Genomic DNA, 17,539 nt, shown 5'->3' with positions numbered 1-17,539 from the left:
TGAGCAACTGATGATCTTCATCAAAAGACTAGCAAAAAGTGTTAGTGAGATTATTTTGCCACTATGCACAGCTTGCGAACAATTGTTCTGGTGGTATATAATATAATAGCCAGCAATCAAAGATTACTGGCTGTATTTATTCTAGTTTATAACTTATGGTGCTTCTTCTTGTACCAGTACCATAGCCCAAAGGGAATGATATTTTCCTGGTGGTGGATTAGCCGTTTAATATTTGTCCGATGTCTAACGAAGAGAACGATCATGATGCAGCCCAGAATTAGTTCGAGGTAAACATCATGAAAGAAAAAGGTTGTAATGAAGATTAAAACCACTGAAATTAAACTGGCCAAGCTAACGTACGAGGTAATAAAGACCAGGGGGAAAAAGATAAGGGCACAAACGTCAAAGAAATGAAGGTTGTAGCCCAAAAACAAACCGGCGCTGGTTGCAACTGCCTTACCGCCCTTAAATTTAAGGAAAATTGAACAAGTGTGGCCTAAAATTGCCAAACCACCAGCAATTAACAACAAGTACTTGGGCCCCGGAATATGAAATAGGCGGGGCAAGTTGGTGGCCAGCGTTCCTTTGAGCACATCGACAACTAAGACAAAGCTGCCTGCATACGGACCAAATACCCTAAAGGAATTGGTGGTTCCAATATTGCCTGAGCCATGGTCTCGGATGTCTTCGGCAAAAAACATTTTGCCGATTACCACACCCGTGGGGAAGGATCCAATTAAGTATGCTAGAATAAATACCAGTATTAATTTTAGATTGATCATTTATATCCTACTCTCTTAATATCTACTGCTATTTTAGCAAAGATTATGGGATTGAGGGTTAAATTAAGTAAATGTTTCAAAACTGGAGGAGTTTATTTGGCTAAAGCAAATCAAAAAACAAATTCTTATGATGACTCATCGATCCAGATTCTTCACGGCCTGGAAGCAGTTCGTAAACGGCCTGGAATGTATATTGGGTCAACAGATATTCACGGCTTAACCCAGTTGGTTTACGAAATAGTTGATAACTCAGTGGATGAAGCGATGGCTGGTTTTGGTCAAGAAATTGACGTGACGATTCACAAGGACAATAGCGTAACTGTGCGCGACTTTGGCCGTGGGATGCCAACTGGGATCCACAAGTCAGGCCGACCAACAATTGAAGTTATCCTGACGGTCCTCCATGCTGGAGGCAAATTTACCGAACAAAACTATAAAACTTCTGGTGGCTTGCATGGAGTTGGTTCATCTGTAGTCAATGCACTTTCTAGCTACATGGACGTTAAGGTAGTGCGCGAGGGCGTGGCCTACGAAGAAGAATTCAAGGATGGCGGACACCCCGTGGGTACCTTGAAACGCCTGGGCAAGACCAAAGAACCTACAGGTACGACGATTACCTTTAAGCCTGATGAGAAGATTTTTTCAACGACCAAGTATAAGTACGAGACTATTCAGGAGCGAATTCGTGAGTCTGCCTTCTTGTTGAAGGGTGTGCGTTTTATCCTGACAGATGAGCGTGAACCTGCCCACCATGATGACTTCAAGTATGATGATGGGATTGAATCCTTTGTGTCCTATTTGAATGAGGGCAAGGATACTTTAAGCGATGTCTTTTACTTTAATGGCAAACAAGATGAAATTGAAGTTGAGTATAGCGGCCAGTATAGTGATAGTTACTCTGAAAGCCTGGTTTCTTTTGTCAACAACGTTCGTACGTCAGATGGTGGTACGCATGAAGTAGGAGCAAGGAGCGGGTTCACTCGAGCCTTTAATGACTATGCCAAAAAACAGGGCTTGCTGGGCAAAAAAGATAAAAATATCGATGGGTCCGACTACCGGGAGGGATTGAGTGCAGTTCTTTCAGTTAAGATTCCAGAAGAATTGCTTGAATTTGAGGGTCAGACCAAGGGCAAGCTAGGAACACCGCAGGCAAGATCAATCGTTGATGCAATTGTCTATGAGCAGATGACCTATTATCTGATGGAAAATGGCGAACTAGCGCGTGAACTAGTTAAGAAGGCCCAAAGGGCACGCGATGCCCGTGAAGCTGCCAAAAAGGCGCGAAATGAAACCCGTAATGGCAAAAAGCGGCGTAAAAAAGAGGTGTTGTCAGGCAAGTTGACCCCAGCCCAGTCGCGTAACCCTAAGAAGAATGAACTGTTCTTGGTTGAGGGGGACTCTGCCGGTGGCTCCGCCAAGCAGGGCCGTGATCGCCGCTTTCAAGCCATCCTACCGCTACGCGGTAAGGTCTTAAACACGCAAAAGGCCAAGCTGCAGGACATCTTCAAAAATGAAGAAATCAACACGATGATTTACACAATTGGCGGAGGAGTCGGGACTGAATTCAAGGTTGAAGACTCTAATTACGACAAGGTGATCATTATGACGGATGCCGATGATGACGGGGCTCACATCCAGATATTGCTGCTAACCTTTTTCTACCGCTATATGCGTCCAATGATTGAGGAGGGCAAGGTTTACATTGCCTTACCGCCGCTCTATCGTTTGCAAAAGGGACGCAATAAGAAGGCCCAAGTAAAGTATTCTTGGACTGATGAAGAACTGGCTGCTGACGAAAAGGAAATAGGCCCAGGCTATTCCTTGCAGCGGTTCAAGGGACTGGGTGAGATGAATGCCGAGCAGTTATGGCAAACCACCATGAACCCGGAATCTCGGATGCTGATCCGCGTTAAGATTGACGATGCCGCCTTGGCTGAACGCCGCGTAACAACTCTCATGGGTGACAAGGTTGCAGTTAGAAGAAAATGGATTGAAGAAAACGTCAAGTTCAGATTGGGCGAAAACGTGTCGATTTTGGAAGAAGAAAATGAATAAAGAGGTTTTTAGTTAATGGCTACAAAAGAAAGAATTCGTGAAATGCCGTTAGAGCAGGTCATGGGTGAACGGTTTGGCCGCTATTCCAAATATATCATCCAAGAGCGGGCCCTGCCAGATATTCGGGATGGTTTAAAGCCAGTGCAAAGACGAATTCTCTTTGCAATGTATAGAGACAATAACACCTACGACAAGCCCTTTAAAAAGGCCGCTAAAGCTGTAGGTAATATCATGGGTAACTTTCACCCCCATGGCGATAGTTCAATTTATGGTGCCTTGGTCCACCTTTCTCAAGACTGGAAAATGCGTGAAACCTTAGTTGAAATGCATGGTAACAACGGTTCAATGGACGGCGACGGTCCAGCCGCCATGCGGTATACTGAATCACGGCTAAGCAAAATTTCCAATATGCTCCTGGCGGACATTGACAAAGAAACTGTCAACATGGTGCTCAACTTTGATGATACTGAATATGAGCCCACGGTTTTACCTGTTCGTTTTCCTAATTTACTAGTTAATGGGTCAACGGGAATTTCAGCTGGATATGCCACCGAGATTCCGCCGCACAACTTGGCTGAAGTGATTGATGCGGCAATTTGTCTTTTGAAAAATCCGAATTCTACCCTTGATGAACTGATGCAGTTTGTTAAGGGACCAGATTTTCCTACTGGTGCCATTGTGATGGACAAGGAAGGACTAAAAGAAGCATACCGTACCGGAAGAGGCCGCATTCAGGTTAGAGCAAGGTCTTCAATTCAAGAAATTCGCGGGCACCGGGAAGAAATTGTGATTACCGAAGTCCCTTATGCGATCAACAAGGCACTCTTGGTTAAGAAGATGGATGAAATTCGTCTGAACAAGGAAATTGATGGAATAGCTGAAGTGCGTGATGAGACTGATCGACATGGCTTGTCAATTGTAGTTGAACTAAAGAAGGGGGCTGATGCGCAGAACATCTTAAACTACTTGTTTAAGAATACTGAACTTCAGGTATCATACAACTTCAATATGGTGGCAATTGACCATATGACACCAATGCAGGTTGGCTTGAAACATATCTTATCTTCTTACTTAGAACATGAAAAAGATGTGGTCACTAAGAGGACTAGATTTGACCTAAACAAGGCTGAAAACCGTCTGGAAATTATTCAGGGTCTTATCCAAGCAATGGATATCCTAGACGAGGTAATCAAGACAATTCGCGCTTCCAAAAATAAGGCAGAAGCCAAGAAAAACTTGTCAGCTGACTTTGGCTTTACTCCTAGGCAGGCAGAAGCAATTGTTTCATTGCAACTATACAGGCTGACTAATACGGATGTTGATGCTCTAGTAGCAGAACAAAGTGACCTGAATGAAAGGGTTGCACGTTATCAGAAACTTCTGGCTGACAAGAGCGTACTAGAAAAAGAAATTATCAAGGAAATGACTGCCGTCAAAAAAGAATTTGGTAGTCCTCGCAGGACAGAGATTTCTGGTCAGACCGCTAAAATTAAAATTGATGAAAAGGCACTCCTTGCAAATGAACAAGTACGTGTCTTGATTAGTCGTGACGGCTACTTAAAGCGGTCTTCGCTGCGCTCTTGGCAGTCTAGCGACGATGATGAAAATGGGTTGCCGGATGGGGATGAAGTGGTCTATGAAAAGACCCTGTCAACTCTGGCTAACCTTTATCTGTTTACTAACCGAGGCAATATTATTTATCGTCCAGTAAATGAGCTGGTCGAAGCTAAATGGAAGGAAACAGGCCAACACCTGTCGCAAGAAATTGGCTTGAATAGTGAGGAGCAGATCATCAGAGTATTCGACTTTGAAGATCTAAGCCAGGATCTCAACTTTGTTCTTGCAAGCAACGACGGCTATATCAAACAATTAAAGCTAGCCAACGTACAACCTACTAGAACATACCGATCACGTGCAATAACTGCTATGAAGATGAAGACCCAAGATAGTCAAGTAGTACGTGTTGATGCAGTTGATCCCGCTTCAAATGCGGAAATTATCTTGTTCACTTCCAACGCTTATGCCGTGCGGTATGACTTAAAGGAAGTACCAGAATCTGGTGCCAAGGCCGCTGGGGTCAAGTCGGTCAACCTTAAAGCAGGTGATACGGTCGTAAGCTATGTCTTAGTTGAGCCTAAGTACCTAGACTTGTTGCACATTGGCCTAATTACGCAGCGTGGGGCCTTTAAGCAGTTCAAGGCGGGCTTGATTAACAAGGTATCACGGGCCAAACGAGGCGTTCTCGTATTGCGCGAATTAAAGGCCCAACCGCATCGAATTGTTGCAGTAAGTGCTTATGGTCAAAATCATCGCCTGGTAATTACAACTAGCAGCAAGAGAAAGATAAAGCTGCAAACCACTGAATTTCCTTTAGGAGATCGATATTCAAACGGGTCCTTCGTGGTTGATGTTACGAGTGATGGACAACCAGTGACAGTGAAACTTGACCGACCACTTGCTGATAAATAAAATCTTGTTTTCATTTTGTATAATGTGGGTGCGCGTGGTTAATGGGTGAAAACGTTTCATAAAAATTAAAGTAAACTTTGACACTGAGAGTTTTTTGCTTGATAATAGCATATGAATAAAGTTATTTTATTGCTAAAATAGAAGGAAAAATTTATGCCTAAGACAGACACACTACTCTCAACCAAGTCTTTACATTATTTTTTGCAGCTGATTGATACAATGAATTATACTCAAGCAGCGCAGATCTTAGGAATTACGCAGCCGGCTTTGACACAACAAATCAAAAAATTAGAGCATGCTATTGGAACTCCGCTTTTTGGTCAAATGGGCAAAAAACTGTATCTAACTGAAGCAGGCAAAGAGCTACAAATGGGTGCAATCAAACTTCTAGGAACAATTAATTCAGTGGTCAATGACATCCAGGAATTTACCCAGGCTGACAAGGGCAACATTGCAATTGGTGTTTTAGAGAGCGTTGATTCTGAATTGCTGCGGAACTTTATAGTTGACTACAATCTGCAAAATCCTGAAGTTACCATTAGCGTGAATTATTATGACCGCAAAGAGCTTTGGAACAAGTTGGATAACAATCTCATTGATTTGGCTCTTTTGTATATCCCTAGCATTATTAAGAAAAGTCAGCTAAACTTGCACAACCAATACGAACGCATGGAAATTTGTGCTGACGAGTTAACCATATTGACCCATGATAGTGAACTAGAAGCAGGAAAGTCTTACCCGGCCTCAAAATTAATGGGGAGAAAATGGGTGACTTATCCAGACAGCTTTTATTTTACCCAATTAATGAAGGGAATGTTTGGTAACAAAGTCAATGCAAAGAATGGTTTGAAAGTACCACTGAGTTTTTCATCGACTGACCAGATAGTCGCTACGGCCCAAGAGACAGGCTACGATACTTTTGTCAGTTCTTCTTATTATGAAAAGCATAAAGAGGAGATTAACCTGACCCCAATTCACTTGCAAGAAGACAAGAAATTTTTGGTATCACTCATCTACCGTAAAGGCAAAAAGGATGTTCCCCGCATTAAGAAGATTTTAGGCGAATTCAAAAAATTCTTGGAGAAATAAGTTTTATTCGTTAAAATATCTATAGACAGATACAAAGAAGACAGATACAAAGAGGTTAACAGAAAGAGGATATTTAATGGAAAAAGAGTTAGTTTTCGGACATCGCAATCCTGATACTGATGCAATTGGAACAGCAATTGCATACTCATACTTGCAAAACAAGCTGGGTTACAATACAGAAGCAGTTGCACTAGGTGAGCCTAACGATGAAACTAGTTTTGCATTAAAAAAATTTGGCTTTAAGGCCCCGCGGGTTATTCAAACCGCTGCTGATGAAGTTGATAAGGTAATGCTTGTTGACCATAATGAGCCCCAGCAAAGTGTAGCAGACATTGACAAGGTCGAGGTGACTCACGTTGTTGACCACCACCGAATTATGAATTTTAATACAAGCATGCCTTTGTTCTATCTGGCAGAGCCTGTAGGCTGCACGAGTACAATTATGTGGGGGCTATACAAACGGTTCAACGTTGAAATCCCGCAAAATATTGCCGGACTCATGCTTTCAGCAATTATCTCAGATACACTGTTACTCAAGTCGCCTACTACAACAGCCAAAGACAAGGAAGCTGTTGAAGCACTAGCAGAACTTGCTGGCGTTGACTACCAAAAGTATGGTCTAGAAGAATTAAAGGCCGGTACCAACATTGCAAGCAAGTCAGAAGAAGAACTAATTGATCTCGATGCCAAAAGCTTTGATTTAAACGGTAAAAAGGCCCGTATAGCCCAGATTAATGTGGTTGACCTACCAGAGGCCTTAGAACGCAAAGAAGCCTTCTTAAAGGTCATGAAAGCCGCCTGCGTGTCGGAAAAATATGACCTGTTTATGTTGCTCATTACTAATGTGTTAGATTCAGATTCTACCGCGCTAGTAGCGGGCTCAAGTGAAGCACAAGCTGGGTTTGAAGAAGCCTTTGGCAAGGTAAAAGATGAAGAAATTAGCCTGCCAGGTGTAGTTTCACGCAAGAAGCAAGTGGTGCCACAACTCACTCAAGCATTTAATTAATTGAATAAATAAAAACACGAGTTAGCCAATGAAGCTAGCTCGTGTTTTTACTTGCAACTAATCTTTGTTGATTTCTTTTGTCAGTATGATGAAGGACTTACATACGCGTTCAGCTTTATCTGACGGCATTTTCCTTAATTCATTAACAACCTTCTTGATAAATACAGGTGTATTATCTTGGCGATCATCAACTTTAACCTCTTTAAAGCGATAGGCGTTCATAATGATATCCGGAGTAGTAGTATTAAGAGCTCTGGCAATAGAATCAAGTTTCTGGATGCTAATATTTTGATTCTTGGTTCGCTCAAGACGTGAAATAAAATTCACAGATAAATCGCTCAGCTCAGCAAGATCCTCCTGAGTCAGTTTCTGCTCACGGCGACGACGGCATATCTCTTTTCCCAAATTTATACTCATAGAATAAATTCAAACCTTTCTATAATAACACTGGTAGATAGCATAATTGAAGGAACAACTATACTATCAAACAATAAAATAACAGCTAAAACAAATAATTTCTAAATCTCAAAGAAGTTAGAAATTAGAAGAATTGTTTTAAACATATACCCCTGAACAGTATTGTAAGCTAAATTGTGAAAAAATAAAACTAAAATGCCTAAATTAATTGAACTTAAAATAAAATTATAAAAGTTTGCAAATATTGCTTAAGATGTATATTAACCGGCTACAATTACATAAGAAATGTCATTAATTGACCAATTAACAAATTATTGCCAATACATAAATTTACTTTTAAAAAAAGTTTTTATTTGAATTATTGCTGAGTATATAATTTAAATAACGGTTATAGTAGCATAACTTTTTTATAAAGGCTTAATAAATAACTACACATCGGAAAAATTCTGTTCATTTGCTAGTTAATTTTATTACACCGAAACTGTTATTTTAGCTGCCATCTACGATATAATACTATGCAATTTAAGGTAATCGATAAAGTAGGAAGGGTGAGAGGTCGCAAGCAAGATGATCTTTTTACTCTATGACAAGTAGTAAGTTTCAATGCCATACTTCGTATAATATATATTATGTAAAGTTAAGTATAAGAATAATAAGTTCATTAGGTCAGCAAGTGCTCGGTAGCCCGGTACTTGAATAATAAAATAATATGCTTGGGCTTGAAAATAAGCAGCCCAGAATCTAATTATGAGCTTTGCCTTGCTTGTAACTTCTGCCTGTTTGCCTAAAGAGAAACTTTGAAGTCCAAGTAGAAAATGTGTGCTGAGATTGGTCACCAGGATGCTTTAAATTGTAATTGGTTAAGCAACTGATCAATTGCTGGGTTAAATGAGCATGAATTTTCCACTAAGAACTAAATTTCAGATTTAAGCTAAGATTTTAAGTGGAATCAGGGGTAAAGATTTGGTGTAGATCAGATAAATTACCAATACTTGAAAAACCGGATTAGATAATTGCTTTTTTGAATTGCTATCATTAAAACTATAATTTTAATGATAGGTAAAAGTACTGCTGCACTGGGATTCATTTGCTATTTTTGATTGCCTTTGCCAATAAGCCTTGCTTGATTATTGTTTGGGCAGCACTTGCTTAAACTTGCTAAATTTTGCCTAGGAGTTTTTGTAGTTTACCTTTGTTAAGCCTGTACCTTATATTGCTGAAAGTTGAATATAAGTTGTTCTTCCATGTCCCCCCTCCCCACTTTGAAAGAGAGAGTGGGTAATCCAAACATACATTCTGTTTTTGCTTTATAATTAAAGGAGCAAAATACTTATCTAGGAGAAGCAAAATATTGGAAACCAAAAAATATCTCGACCTCATTGAAGACGAATTAAGTAAAATGCCTGACTTTGTTAAAGAATATAACTTTGGCACTAGCTTGTCATTGACAAGTTCTTACCAGTATTTAACTGAAATTAGGCGGTTTTTTGACTGGTTGCGTAAAGAGTCTATTTCTGCTGCCAAGGACAACCGGCATATTGATACTGCAACTTTAGCCAACTTGCACCGCAATGATATTATGCTTTACATCAACTATCTAGGTCACACTAAGAATCAACAGGGCCATTTAAATTCACCCACAACAATCAATCGCTCAATTAATGCTCTGCGCTCACTTTTCAAATTTTTGACAATCACAGCCGATAATAATAATGGCCAGCCTTACTTTGAGCGAAACGTGATGGTGAAGATTGATTCGCTCAACAATACTAAAACTCTCAACTACCGTGCGCATGTGCTAGAATCTCATATGTATGTTGGAAGGCTGAAATACCAGTTTTTAGACTTTATTGCTAATGATTATGAAAAACGTTGCAACAAGCATGCATTGCCTGCTTTTAAAATCAACAAAGAACGTGATATGGCAATTATTGCCCTCATTCTAGGTACAGGCATTCGGGTCTCTGAATGTGCTGGAGTTAACCTTGCTGATCTCAACTTAAAAAAGGCGGTGCTGGATGTGACCCGTAAAGGCGGACAACGTGATAGCGTGCCAATTGCTGAATGGACCCTAGACTACTTGTGGGACTACCAAAAAGTGCGCCAACAGCGCTATTTACCCCCTAAAAAGGAAGTGGCCTTTTTTCTTGCAAAGTGGCACAATCAGACTAAAAGAATAACCAGCAATGCAATTGAAAAAATGGTCAATAAATACTCCTCTGCATTTGGTCACCCTCTTACCCCACATAAGTTGCGTCACACACTTGCTTCAGAACTTTATGAAGTGACCAAGGACCAGGTGTTGGTTGCCCAGCAGCTTGGTCAAAAAGGAACCTCGGCAACAGACTTATATACGCATGTTGACCAAAGCAAGCAACGTGCAGCCTTGAATGAAATCTCAGAAAATGATCAATGAAAAAAACACCGGACTATGTTCGGTGTTTTTTATTAAAATAATATCCTTGTTTTATTCAAACTTAGTCTGCCAATCAGGATCATTTCGGGCATCAAAGCACATTTTAATCTCTTCCTTGCTGTTACGCTGAAGAGAAAGCTGGGGCAGATGGTCAAAGTCGAAGTAGCGGCAATCATCAGTTTCTGTATTTTGCATAAATTTACCGCCGCTTTCACGACATAAAAAGAAGACGTTATAGACTTTGATCGCACGCTCTATCCGCTTCTGATTATGGATAAAAGTATTGTGGCTACAGATTGCGATTACGCGTTCAACCGTAATATCTCTACCTGCTTCTTCTTTGGCTTCTTTAATGCAGTTGTCTTTGACGGAAATATTGGGCTCACACCAGCCACCAGGCAATGACCAGCACTTGTCAGTGGTTTCGCGAACCAAGAGGATCTTTTCCTCATTAAATATGGCAGCACGTGTTCCTAATTTAGGAGTTTGGTAACCGTCCTCGCTGCTAAAAAGTTCCCGCACTTGCTCAGTTGGCAAACCGGTCTTAGCAGCCATCATACTAGTAGCAATTTCCCTGATTCGTTGATAGCGTTCGCGGTCAAAGCGGTCATGGCCATATTCCAGCCCATCTTGGGCCAAGCTTTGTAATTCAAATGCCCACTGAGCAAATTGATCCAATTCTTTCATTTTGAGCCTTCCTTTTCTAGAAGTTATGAAAGGTCAATTTTATCGATGTCGATCATCCACCCAATCGCAAGGGATTTCTCCCCTAAGTGGGTAGCAATTACAGGTGTGAACTTGGTCACAGAGATATTCTGCTGCGGAAAATTCTCCTGCAAAAAGGCCTCAGCTTCCTCAGCTTGGCTGCTGTCGTTAGAATCAATAATAAAAAGCTTGATCTTATCCTTATATGGAAGTTCGTCAATCTTCTTCAAAGTAAGCTCTTTGATTTTTGCAAAGGCTCTTTTCATTGATCTAATTTTATCAAAGGCAACGATATCGCCATCTTTAAATGTTAATAGTGGCTTAATGTTGAGCATCGAGCCGATAAAGGCACCAGCGTTGCTGAGCCGACCGCCACGGCTCAAGTTGTTCAAGTCGTTAACAACAAATATTTCATCAATGGTTGACCGAATTTGGTCCAGACGTTCAAGAATTGTTTCCAATTCAACCCCATTTTTAATCATTCGGGCCGCAGCAAGAACTAGGTTGCCCTGCAAGCGGACAGTCATCTTGGAGTCAATCGGATGCAAATTGTACTTGGGGTTATTTTGCGCAATATTGCATAAAGTTTGGTAGAAACCTGAGATCCCACTAGACAAAGTGATGGCAATAATTGCCTCATAATCTTCTTGGTGCAGCTTATCAAAAAGATTAATCATGTCACCCATATTTGGTTGGGAAGTCTTAGGAAATTCAGCCCCTTGTCGCTGCAACTCAAATAGCTGGTCGGAAGTGATATTGACGCCTTCCAAGTATTCCTGCTTACCAATGATCACAGGGATAGGAACCACAATGATGTTGTTTTCCTTGGCCTCTTGTTCACTTATAACGCTAGTACTATCAGTAACTAATGCAATTTTCATTCAATTAACCTTTCGCTCTTATACGTGCAATATAGAAAATTATAGCATAAAAGAACTACTGATTCGACTGTTGCCGCTATTGAATTTTTAGTCTTTAATCCGTTGCTTTAGCTGGTCTAATACATAGTTGAAGTTACTGATTTCCTGCCTGGTAAACCCTTTTTCCATTTTTTCTTCAATACTGTTCAAAGCCCCTTTTAATTCAGCAGCTTTTTTAAGCCCTTCGTCGCTTAAAAGGACCGTCTTGCTGGAATCAGTTTCAGAGCGAATGATCTTGACTAACTGACGGGTCTTATCTTGCTGAAGCTGCCTACTAAGGGTAGACAAAGATATTTTCAGGTTAACAGCTAAATCCCCCATCTTGAGGGCTGCATTTTTAGAGTGATAAAAATACAGCAAAATCCTCGTCTGCGACATGTTAAGTCCACATATATGGTTGATTTCTTTCTTAATATTTTCTGCAATTACGCTAAAAGATAAAATCTTCATTTAACTACCTTTTCTTGCTCAACTGTGAAACAAAAAGTTTGCCCCATAATTTGCTTATTAGCTTAAAATTATAATAGACTGCATCGATAAGCATTAATTTATATCACTAGTATACCAGCTTTTGCTAATAATTTCTTGCTAAAATCAATATCATTACTATATTAATGCGAGTACCTTATTTTCAGATTAGCTTATTTTGTCGTTGAGTAGCCCGTAGCTGCAAATAATTGTTATAATAGACTGTATTAATTGAGGTGATTTTTTATGGCATTTGATGGATTATTTATTCAAAGCCTGTTAAATAGTATTGAGCCAATGGTAGTAGATAGTCGCTTGGCGAAGATTTACCAACCCTTTGACTATGATTTAGTATTGACTTTTAGGAAGGAGCGCAAAAATCATCAGCTGCTTATTTCTGCCAATCCGCAGTCACCTAAGCTGTATTTGACTAAGCAAGCAATCAGCAATCCTGACAAGGCTCCAACTTTTGTGATGGTTTTGCGCAAGTACTTAGAAGGGTCGATCTTGCAGGCTGTTAAGCAAGTGGGCGTTGATCGTATCATTAATTTTTATTTCAGCAACCGCAATGAACTAGGCGACCAAGTGCAACTGGTTTTATCGGTGGAACTAATGGGGCGTCACAGCAATGTGATTTTGTATAACAAAAATAGTGGGCACATTATTGACTTGCTCAAGCGTATTAACCCAGAAGAAAATCGCGTCCGTCTCCTTTTGCCTAAGGCCAAATATATACTGCCGCCACTTACGCCTGGGATCAATGGTTTTGACTTGACGCAAGAAGAATTTGTTCAAAAAAGACAGACTTGCAGTCCGGCTGAGTTGGCTAAAGAAGTGAGCGGGCTTGATCGGGATGACCGTGAAGAACTCACTGGTTACTTGAAAGACGACTATTCTTTTACTTCATTCACTACCTTCATGAATCAGTTTAATAAAAAAGGTGCATTTATTTTAAAAACACCAACTGACAAGCGCAAAATTTTTCCTTATCTGCCCTACCACTTGGACCTAATTAAGGAAAGTTCAGATCCTGACTTGAATCATGCCCTAGAACAATTTTTTCTGGACCAATCTAAGCATGATTGGGTTAAGCAAAAGGCAAGCTCAATTGAGCGTATAGTTAAAAATGAACAAAAAAAGCTGACCAGAAAAGTCGTCAAGCTCCAGAAGCAGCTTGACCAAGCCGAAAATTCTGAAAAGTACCGCATTTGCGGTGAGATTCTCAATGCTAACTTGGCCCAAGTCAAGCCTGGGATGACGGAAGTCAAATTGCCTAATTATTATGATGACAACAAGTTAATTACGATAAAGCTTGATTCGGCCCTCTCCCCTGCTCGTAACGGGCAAAAGTATTTTACCAAGTACAAAAAATTGCGTGATTCCATCAAACACGTTAAAGAACAAATTCAAATTGCGCAAGCCAATCTGGACTACTTTGATTCTATCCAAACGGCAATTGACAATGCTGATCCCCAAGATATTGATCAGATCAATGATGAATTGGTCAGTCAAGGCTACTTGAAGCGACCACAAAAGCGCCGTAAAAAAATTACTGAGCATAATTTGAACAAATTCCGTTTAACTTCAGGTAAGACCGTCCTGGTTGGCAAGAATAATTACCAAAACGACTGGCTGACACTTAAAAAGGCAAATAAAAATGACATTTGGTTCCACGTCAAGAATATCCCTGGTTCCCACGTCATTTTGCAGGATGCCCAGCCAACAGCAGAAGATATTGCTGAAACAGCTGAGATTGCCGCCTATTTTTCAAAGGCTAAGCATTCTGCCCATGTACAAGTTGACTATATTCAAGACAAGCGCGTCAAAAAACCTGGTGGTGCTAAACCAGGATTTGTGATCTATACCGGACAAAATTCCATTGAAGTCACACCGGAAAAAGAGCGCGTTTTAAGCAAGCAGGTAAAATAGGCCGAACTTGGATTAAGCTTTTCCTGCAAATCAAAAGAACCCGGTCCACATCAATTGTGGACTGGGTTCTTTTTGCAAGTTGCTTTTGGCAATCAAGCCGAACTTTAAACTGGCTGGGTGGTTAAGGACAAGGACTCCAAAACTTCCAGAATCAGTTCTGTTGTTTCTATGCTTGAAAAGACTGGGATGTGGACGTTCAAAGCATCATCTCTAATCCTGATTGCGTCCCCACTGGCTGTATCTGACAGGTTGGTAATGTTGATGACCATAGCAATCTTGCGCTGGCGAATTTTTTCCAGCAAGTTGCTGGACTCAGTGTGGACTTTGGTGACGACTCCAGTGGTAATTCCAGCTTCAGCCAAGACATTGGCTGTTCCCTCGGTTGCAATAATCTTAAATCCAAGCCGGGAGAAACGTTGTGCCAGCTCGGTTGCACGTTTTTTGTCATCATCGCGCACGGAAATGAAGATTGTACCAAAGCTGGGGACAATCAGGCCGCTAGCTTCATAACCCTTGAATAAGGCCTTAGCAAGTTCTGTGTCTCGTCCCATAACCGACCCAGAAGACTTCATCTTGGAGTCAAAGGTATTGTCGCTGTTATAGTTAACATACGAAAAGACCGGCATTTTGACATAAATAAAACCACTAGATTGCCACAGTCCAGTTTTATAACCGAGTTCTGCTAGAGTATGGCCCATTAAAACTTCTGTTGCGCACTTAGTAATATCCTTGTCCATCGCTTTGGACAAGAATGCAACATTGTGTCCAGCATATGGCTTAATTTGAAGAAGGTAAATATTCTTGTCGACGATTAAAAAGTGAAGCGTATAGATTCCCCGCATTTTGACCCGCTTGATCAGGTCAATTGTGTATTCGGTAAGAAGCTTACTGCCAGCTTTTGACAGGTTTTGCGGTTTAAAAACAGCAATTGAATCGGAGGCATGAGAACCTGTTTGTTCAAGATGCTCAATAATTCCGGGCACTGCAACGTTTTCCCCGTCCGAAATTGCAGTAATTTCGTACTTATTGCCCTCAATGAAGTGCGACAGAGAAATTTTGGATAATTGGTTTTCTTCCAAATACTTTTCAAGAGCCGGCTGGTCGTACACGACAGCCGACTTTTGCTTGACGCCCTGGTTGTTAAAACCGCCAATTAAAATTGGGAAGCCATGGTCCTTGACAAAGGGGGCGATTTCTTGACTGTCAACGGTTGTCAAAAGCGGATTTTGCTTTAGTGAACCGATTGGACTTGTTAGTGCCTGGTCAATTTTAACCTTGGGGTTGTTTCCCTGGTTGCCAAACACGCTGAGACCATTTTCAACCAGTTTCTTACTCAAGGCGTTGTTTGCCTTGCCCGAAAACTGAAGCAGCACATCCTTGATACCCTCTTTTTCAGCAATAGCTAAAATATTTTCAAGTGTAATTGGTTCAAAATAAACCTTGTCGGGTTGCCAGTAACTGGTTGATACAGATTCATCATTATTCGACAGTAATACAGTGGCATAATTATTATTATGTAAAGTATTAATTGCGTGACTAATCATGTAATCAAACTCATTAGTCACCGAAACTTGGAGCGGCAACATGCCAATAACAAGCACCTTTTTATCGCTGCTCAGTCGGACTGATTCGTCTTGGACATTGGCAGCCGAATAATATGCATGCACTGGCGGATTAATGGTCCCTGCTGTACCGTCAATCTGCAAATAAGCCGGCTGATAATGAATTTTATCAAGGCATTTTTGCAGTGTGGCGTCATCCATTTGGGTCAAGTTAGAAATCAACAGATTGCTGAAGCCACGTGTCTTAGCTTCCAGCAATAAACTGCTGGTCACTTCACCTGTATTCAGATGTTGGCCAATATGGACAATGTGTTCAAGTTTTTGGTAATAGACAGGACTGATATGGATTAATTGCTGCAATTCATGGTAAGAAAAGCCCTTTGAAATGGCTGCCAGAAGCTTGAGCAAATGCAATTCATCGGGATGAACCAGATCAGAACGAATTTCTTCTTTGGTCTTGGCTTCTTCTTGGCTGAGCGCATCCAAGGCCATCTTGATATTCAGAGTCGAAGTGAGTCCTTTTAAAAAGGCCGCTTCAAAATTGCGCCCAACCCCAATTGCTTCCCCACTGGCCTGCATTCTGTTGCTAAGGCAATAGTGGTTGCTGCCAGATTGAATAAGGGACCAAAAAGGCATCCTAATTGCCACTTTATCAAAGGTGGGTTCAATTGCCGCCGATAGTCCTGACATTGGGTCTGTAATTTCATCTAGACGATAGCCAATTGCTACCTTGCAGACTACGTATCCAGCACTATACAGCCCAATCCTTTGGGCCCAGATTGCACTGCGGGTCAGGCGGGGTTGGATGGTCAAGATTTTTGCTGCAAACTTGGTGCCTTGATGCTTAACAGCAAAATGAATATTCAAAATCCCCACTGTTTTTAAGCTGGATGTGACCTGTTTCGCAATTCCACAAATTGTCTGAACCTGGTCATTATTAAGTGTTAATGCCGGAATTACGGCAGCTGAATCGCCAGAATTTACTGCAACCGGCTCGATTGTGTCAACCACATTGGCTAAGACAATGTTGCCAGCATGGTCGCGAATTATGTTAACAATAACTTCATTCCAGGAAGACAGGTCTTCAGTCAAATGGTAGCGTGCAGGAGAAAAGTCCCCACTCTGGCGTTGTTTTTTGAGGTAGTCGACTACGTCTTGGGGATGATCAAAAACTTTTTGCTCATTGTGCAGATATTGCTGGTCTTTTATGACAAGCACGGGAAAGCTTACTTGTTCAGCCAGTTGTTCTTCTAAGTTGTCTGCCGCAAAATCACTCAGGTTCCAATAACGGTTAACGTCAATCTCATTTTGCTTCAAAAAAGAGATCATCTTCTGGTGGGTATTGATCATAAGGGTCTGCTCGTTCAGTGCTAGCAGGCGAATCCCCATTTGCCGCAGGATTCCATCATGTACTAGTTCACGAGTTACCATCAAGCCCATGGTCGACCCGTAAGCAGGAATAATGGCACTGGGTTCTTCCATCCTAATTATGCGTTTGAGAAAATCAAGCGTCATTGGTTCTAGATAAATAGTCACGCCAGCTTGCTTATCGGTTGAAATCGTGGCTGGGTTAGGGTTGACGAGAACGACTTGAATGTCTTCTTCAAGCAAGGCTCTAATTGCGTCTACGGTTTGCACATCGGTTTCAGAAACATTGCCAATCAAAGTTGGTCCCGACCCAATAATTAAAACTTTGTCTAAATCATTTTCTAAAGGCATTT

Annotated in this window: 12 protein-coding genes; 6 read left to right on the top strand and 6 right to left on the bottom strand. The window is 41.1% G+C overall.

What is annotated here, in order from left to right; genetic code table 11:
• Positions 1-146: 146 nt before the first annotated feature.
• Positions 147-782 (bottom strand): glycerol-3-phosphate 1-O-acyltransferase PlsY, encoded by a 636-nt coding sequence (gene plsY, locus AC2JF7_RS02895; protein WP_500726924.1) that lies wholly within the window; start codon positions 780-782, stop codon positions 147-149.
• Between the two features lie 45 nt (positions 783-827).
• Between plsY and parE the strand changes: the two genes are divergently transcribed.
• The 4 genes from parE to AC2JF7_RS02875 all read left to right on the top strand — a co-directional run bounded on the left by parE (position 828) and on the right by AC2JF7_RS02875 (position 7,401).
• Positions 828-2,837 (top strand): DNA topoisomerase IV subunit B, encoded by a 2,010-nt coding sequence (gene parE, locus AC2JF7_RS02890; RefSeq protein ID WP_500726922.1) that lies wholly within the window; start codon positions 828-830, stop codon positions 2,835-2,837.
• A gap of 15 nt (positions 2,838-2,852) precedes the next feature.
• Positions 2,853-5,306 (top strand): DNA topoisomerase IV subunit A, encoded by a 2,454-nt coding sequence (gene parC, locus AC2JF7_RS02885; protein WP_500726920.1) that lies wholly within the window; start codon positions 2,853-2,855, stop codon positions 5,304-5,306.
• Positions 5,307-5,459: 153 nt separating this feature from the next.
• Positions 5,460-6,395, top strand: coding sequence for a LysR family transcriptional regulator (locus tag AC2JF7_RS02880; RefSeq protein ID WP_500726917.1), 936 nt, complete (start codon positions 5,460-5,462; stop codon positions 6,393-6,395).
• Between the two features lie 76 nt (positions 6,396-6,471).
• Complete coding sequence (locus AC2JF7_RS02875; RefSeq protein ID WP_500726915.1) at positions 6,472-7,401, top strand: manganese-dependent inorganic pyrophosphatase; 930 nt, start codon at positions 6,472-6,474, stop codon at positions 7,399-7,401.
• A gap of 57 nt (positions 7,402-7,458) precedes the next feature.
• Here the strand turns inward: AC2JF7_RS02875 and AC2JF7_RS02870 are convergent, their stop codons facing one another.
• The gene (locus AC2JF7_RS02870) at positions 7,459-7,818 is read right to left on the bottom strand and encodes a helix-turn-helix domain-containing protein (protein ID WP_500726912.1); all 360 of its coding nucleotides are present in this window, start codon (positions 7,816-7,818) and stop codon (positions 7,459-7,461) included.
• 1,351 nt (positions 7,819-9,169) lie between these two features.
• On the opposite strand from AC2JF7_RS02870, the gene xerS reads away from it, so the two are divergent.
• A complete protein-coding gene (gene xerS / locus AC2JF7_RS02865) occupies positions 9,170-10,234 on the top strand; it encodes a tyrosine recombinase XerS (protein WP_500726910.1) in 1,065 nt (354 codons plus the stop codon).
• A gap of 51 nt (positions 10,235-10,285) precedes the next feature.
• Here the strand turns inward: xerS and AC2JF7_RS02860 are convergent, their stop codons facing one another.
• The 3 genes from AC2JF7_RS02860 to AC2JF7_RS02850 form a co-directional block, all read right to left on the bottom strand.
• Positions 10,286-10,921, bottom strand: a complete 636-nt coding sequence (locus AC2JF7_RS02860) for an NUDIX hydrolase (protein ID WP_500726908.1) — start codon at positions 10,919-10,921, stop codon at positions 10,286-10,288.
• 23 nt (positions 10,922-10,944) lie between these two features.
• Positions 10,945-11,820: a DegV family protein gene (locus AC2JF7_RS02855; protein ID WP_500726905.1), complete on the bottom strand. Its 876-nt coding sequence runs from the start codon at positions 11,818-11,820 to the stop codon at positions 10,945-10,947.
• Between the two features lie 87 nt (positions 11,821-11,907).
• Entirely contained in the window at positions 11,908-12,309 is a 402-nt protein-coding gene (locus AC2JF7_RS02850; RefSeq protein WP_500726903.1) for a MarR family winged helix-turn-helix transcriptional regulator, read from the bottom strand.
• A gap of 264 nt (positions 12,310-12,573) precedes the next feature.
• Here AC2JF7_RS02850 and AC2JF7_RS02845 point away from each other — a divergent pair, with 264 nt between their 5' ends.
• The gene (locus AC2JF7_RS02845) at positions 12,574-14,256 is read left to right on the top strand and encodes an Rqc2 family fibronectin-binding protein (RefSeq protein WP_500726900.1); all 1,683 of its coding nucleotides are present in this window, start codon (positions 12,574-12,576) and stop codon (positions 14,254-14,256) included.
• Between the two features lie 104 nt (positions 14,257-14,360).
• Here AC2JF7_RS02845 and carB read toward each other — a convergent pair whose 3' ends face one another.
• A complete protein-coding gene (carB, locus tag AC2JF7_RS02840; RefSeq protein ID WP_500726898.1) occupies positions 14,361-17,537 on the bottom strand; it encodes a carbamoyl-phosphate synthase large subunit in 3,177 nt (1,058 codons plus the stop codon).
• Positions 17,538-17,539 lie beyond the last annotated feature (2 nt).

Source organism: Lactobacillus sp. XV31L, from assembly GCF_059900865.1.
The sequence above is the reverse complement of the archived record's forward strand: the minus strand, read 5'-3'. Positions and strand labels throughout refer to the sequence as shown.

Coding starts and splice junctions, on each gene's coding strand:
- plsY (WP_500726924.1), bottom strand. CDS start 782: ATGATCAATCTAAAATTAATACTGGTATTTATTCTAGCATACTTAATT.
- parE (WP_500726922.1), top strand. CDS start 828: ATGGGATTGAGGGTTAAATTAAGTAAATGTTTCAAAACTGGAGGAGTT.
- parC (WP_500726920.1), top strand. CDS start 2,853: ATGGCTACAAAAGAAAGAATTCGTGAAATGCCGTTAGAGCAGGTCATG.
- AC2JF7_RS02880 (WP_500726917.1), top strand. CDS start 5,460: ATGCCTAAGACAGACACACTACTCTCAACCAAGTCTTTACATTATTTT.
- AC2JF7_RS02875 (WP_500726915.1), top strand. CDS start 6,472: ATGGAAAAAGAGTTAGTTTTCGGACATCGCAATCCTGATACTGATGCA.
- AC2JF7_RS02870 (WP_500726912.1), bottom strand. CDS start 7,818: ATGAGTATAAATTTGGGAAAAGAGATATGCCGTCGTCGCCGTGAGCAG.
- AC2JF7_RS02860 (WP_500726908.1), bottom strand. CDS start 10,921: ATGAAAGAATTGGATCAATTTGCTCAGTGGGCATTTGAATTACAAAGC.
- AC2JF7_RS02855 (WP_500726905.1), bottom strand. CDS start 11,820: ATGAAAATTGCATTAGTTACTGATAGTACTAGCGTTATAAGTGAACAA.
- AC2JF7_RS02850 (WP_500726903.1), bottom strand. CDS start 12,309: ATGAAGATTTTATCTTTTAGCGTAATTGCAGAAAATATTAAGAAAGAA.
- AC2JF7_RS02845 (WP_500726900.1), top strand. CDS start 12,574: ATGGCATTTGATGGATTATTTATTCAAAGCCTGTTAAATAGTATTGAG.
- carB (WP_500726898.1), bottom strand. CDS start 17,537: ATGCCTTTAGAAAATGATTTAGACAAAGTTTTAATTATTGGGTCGGGA.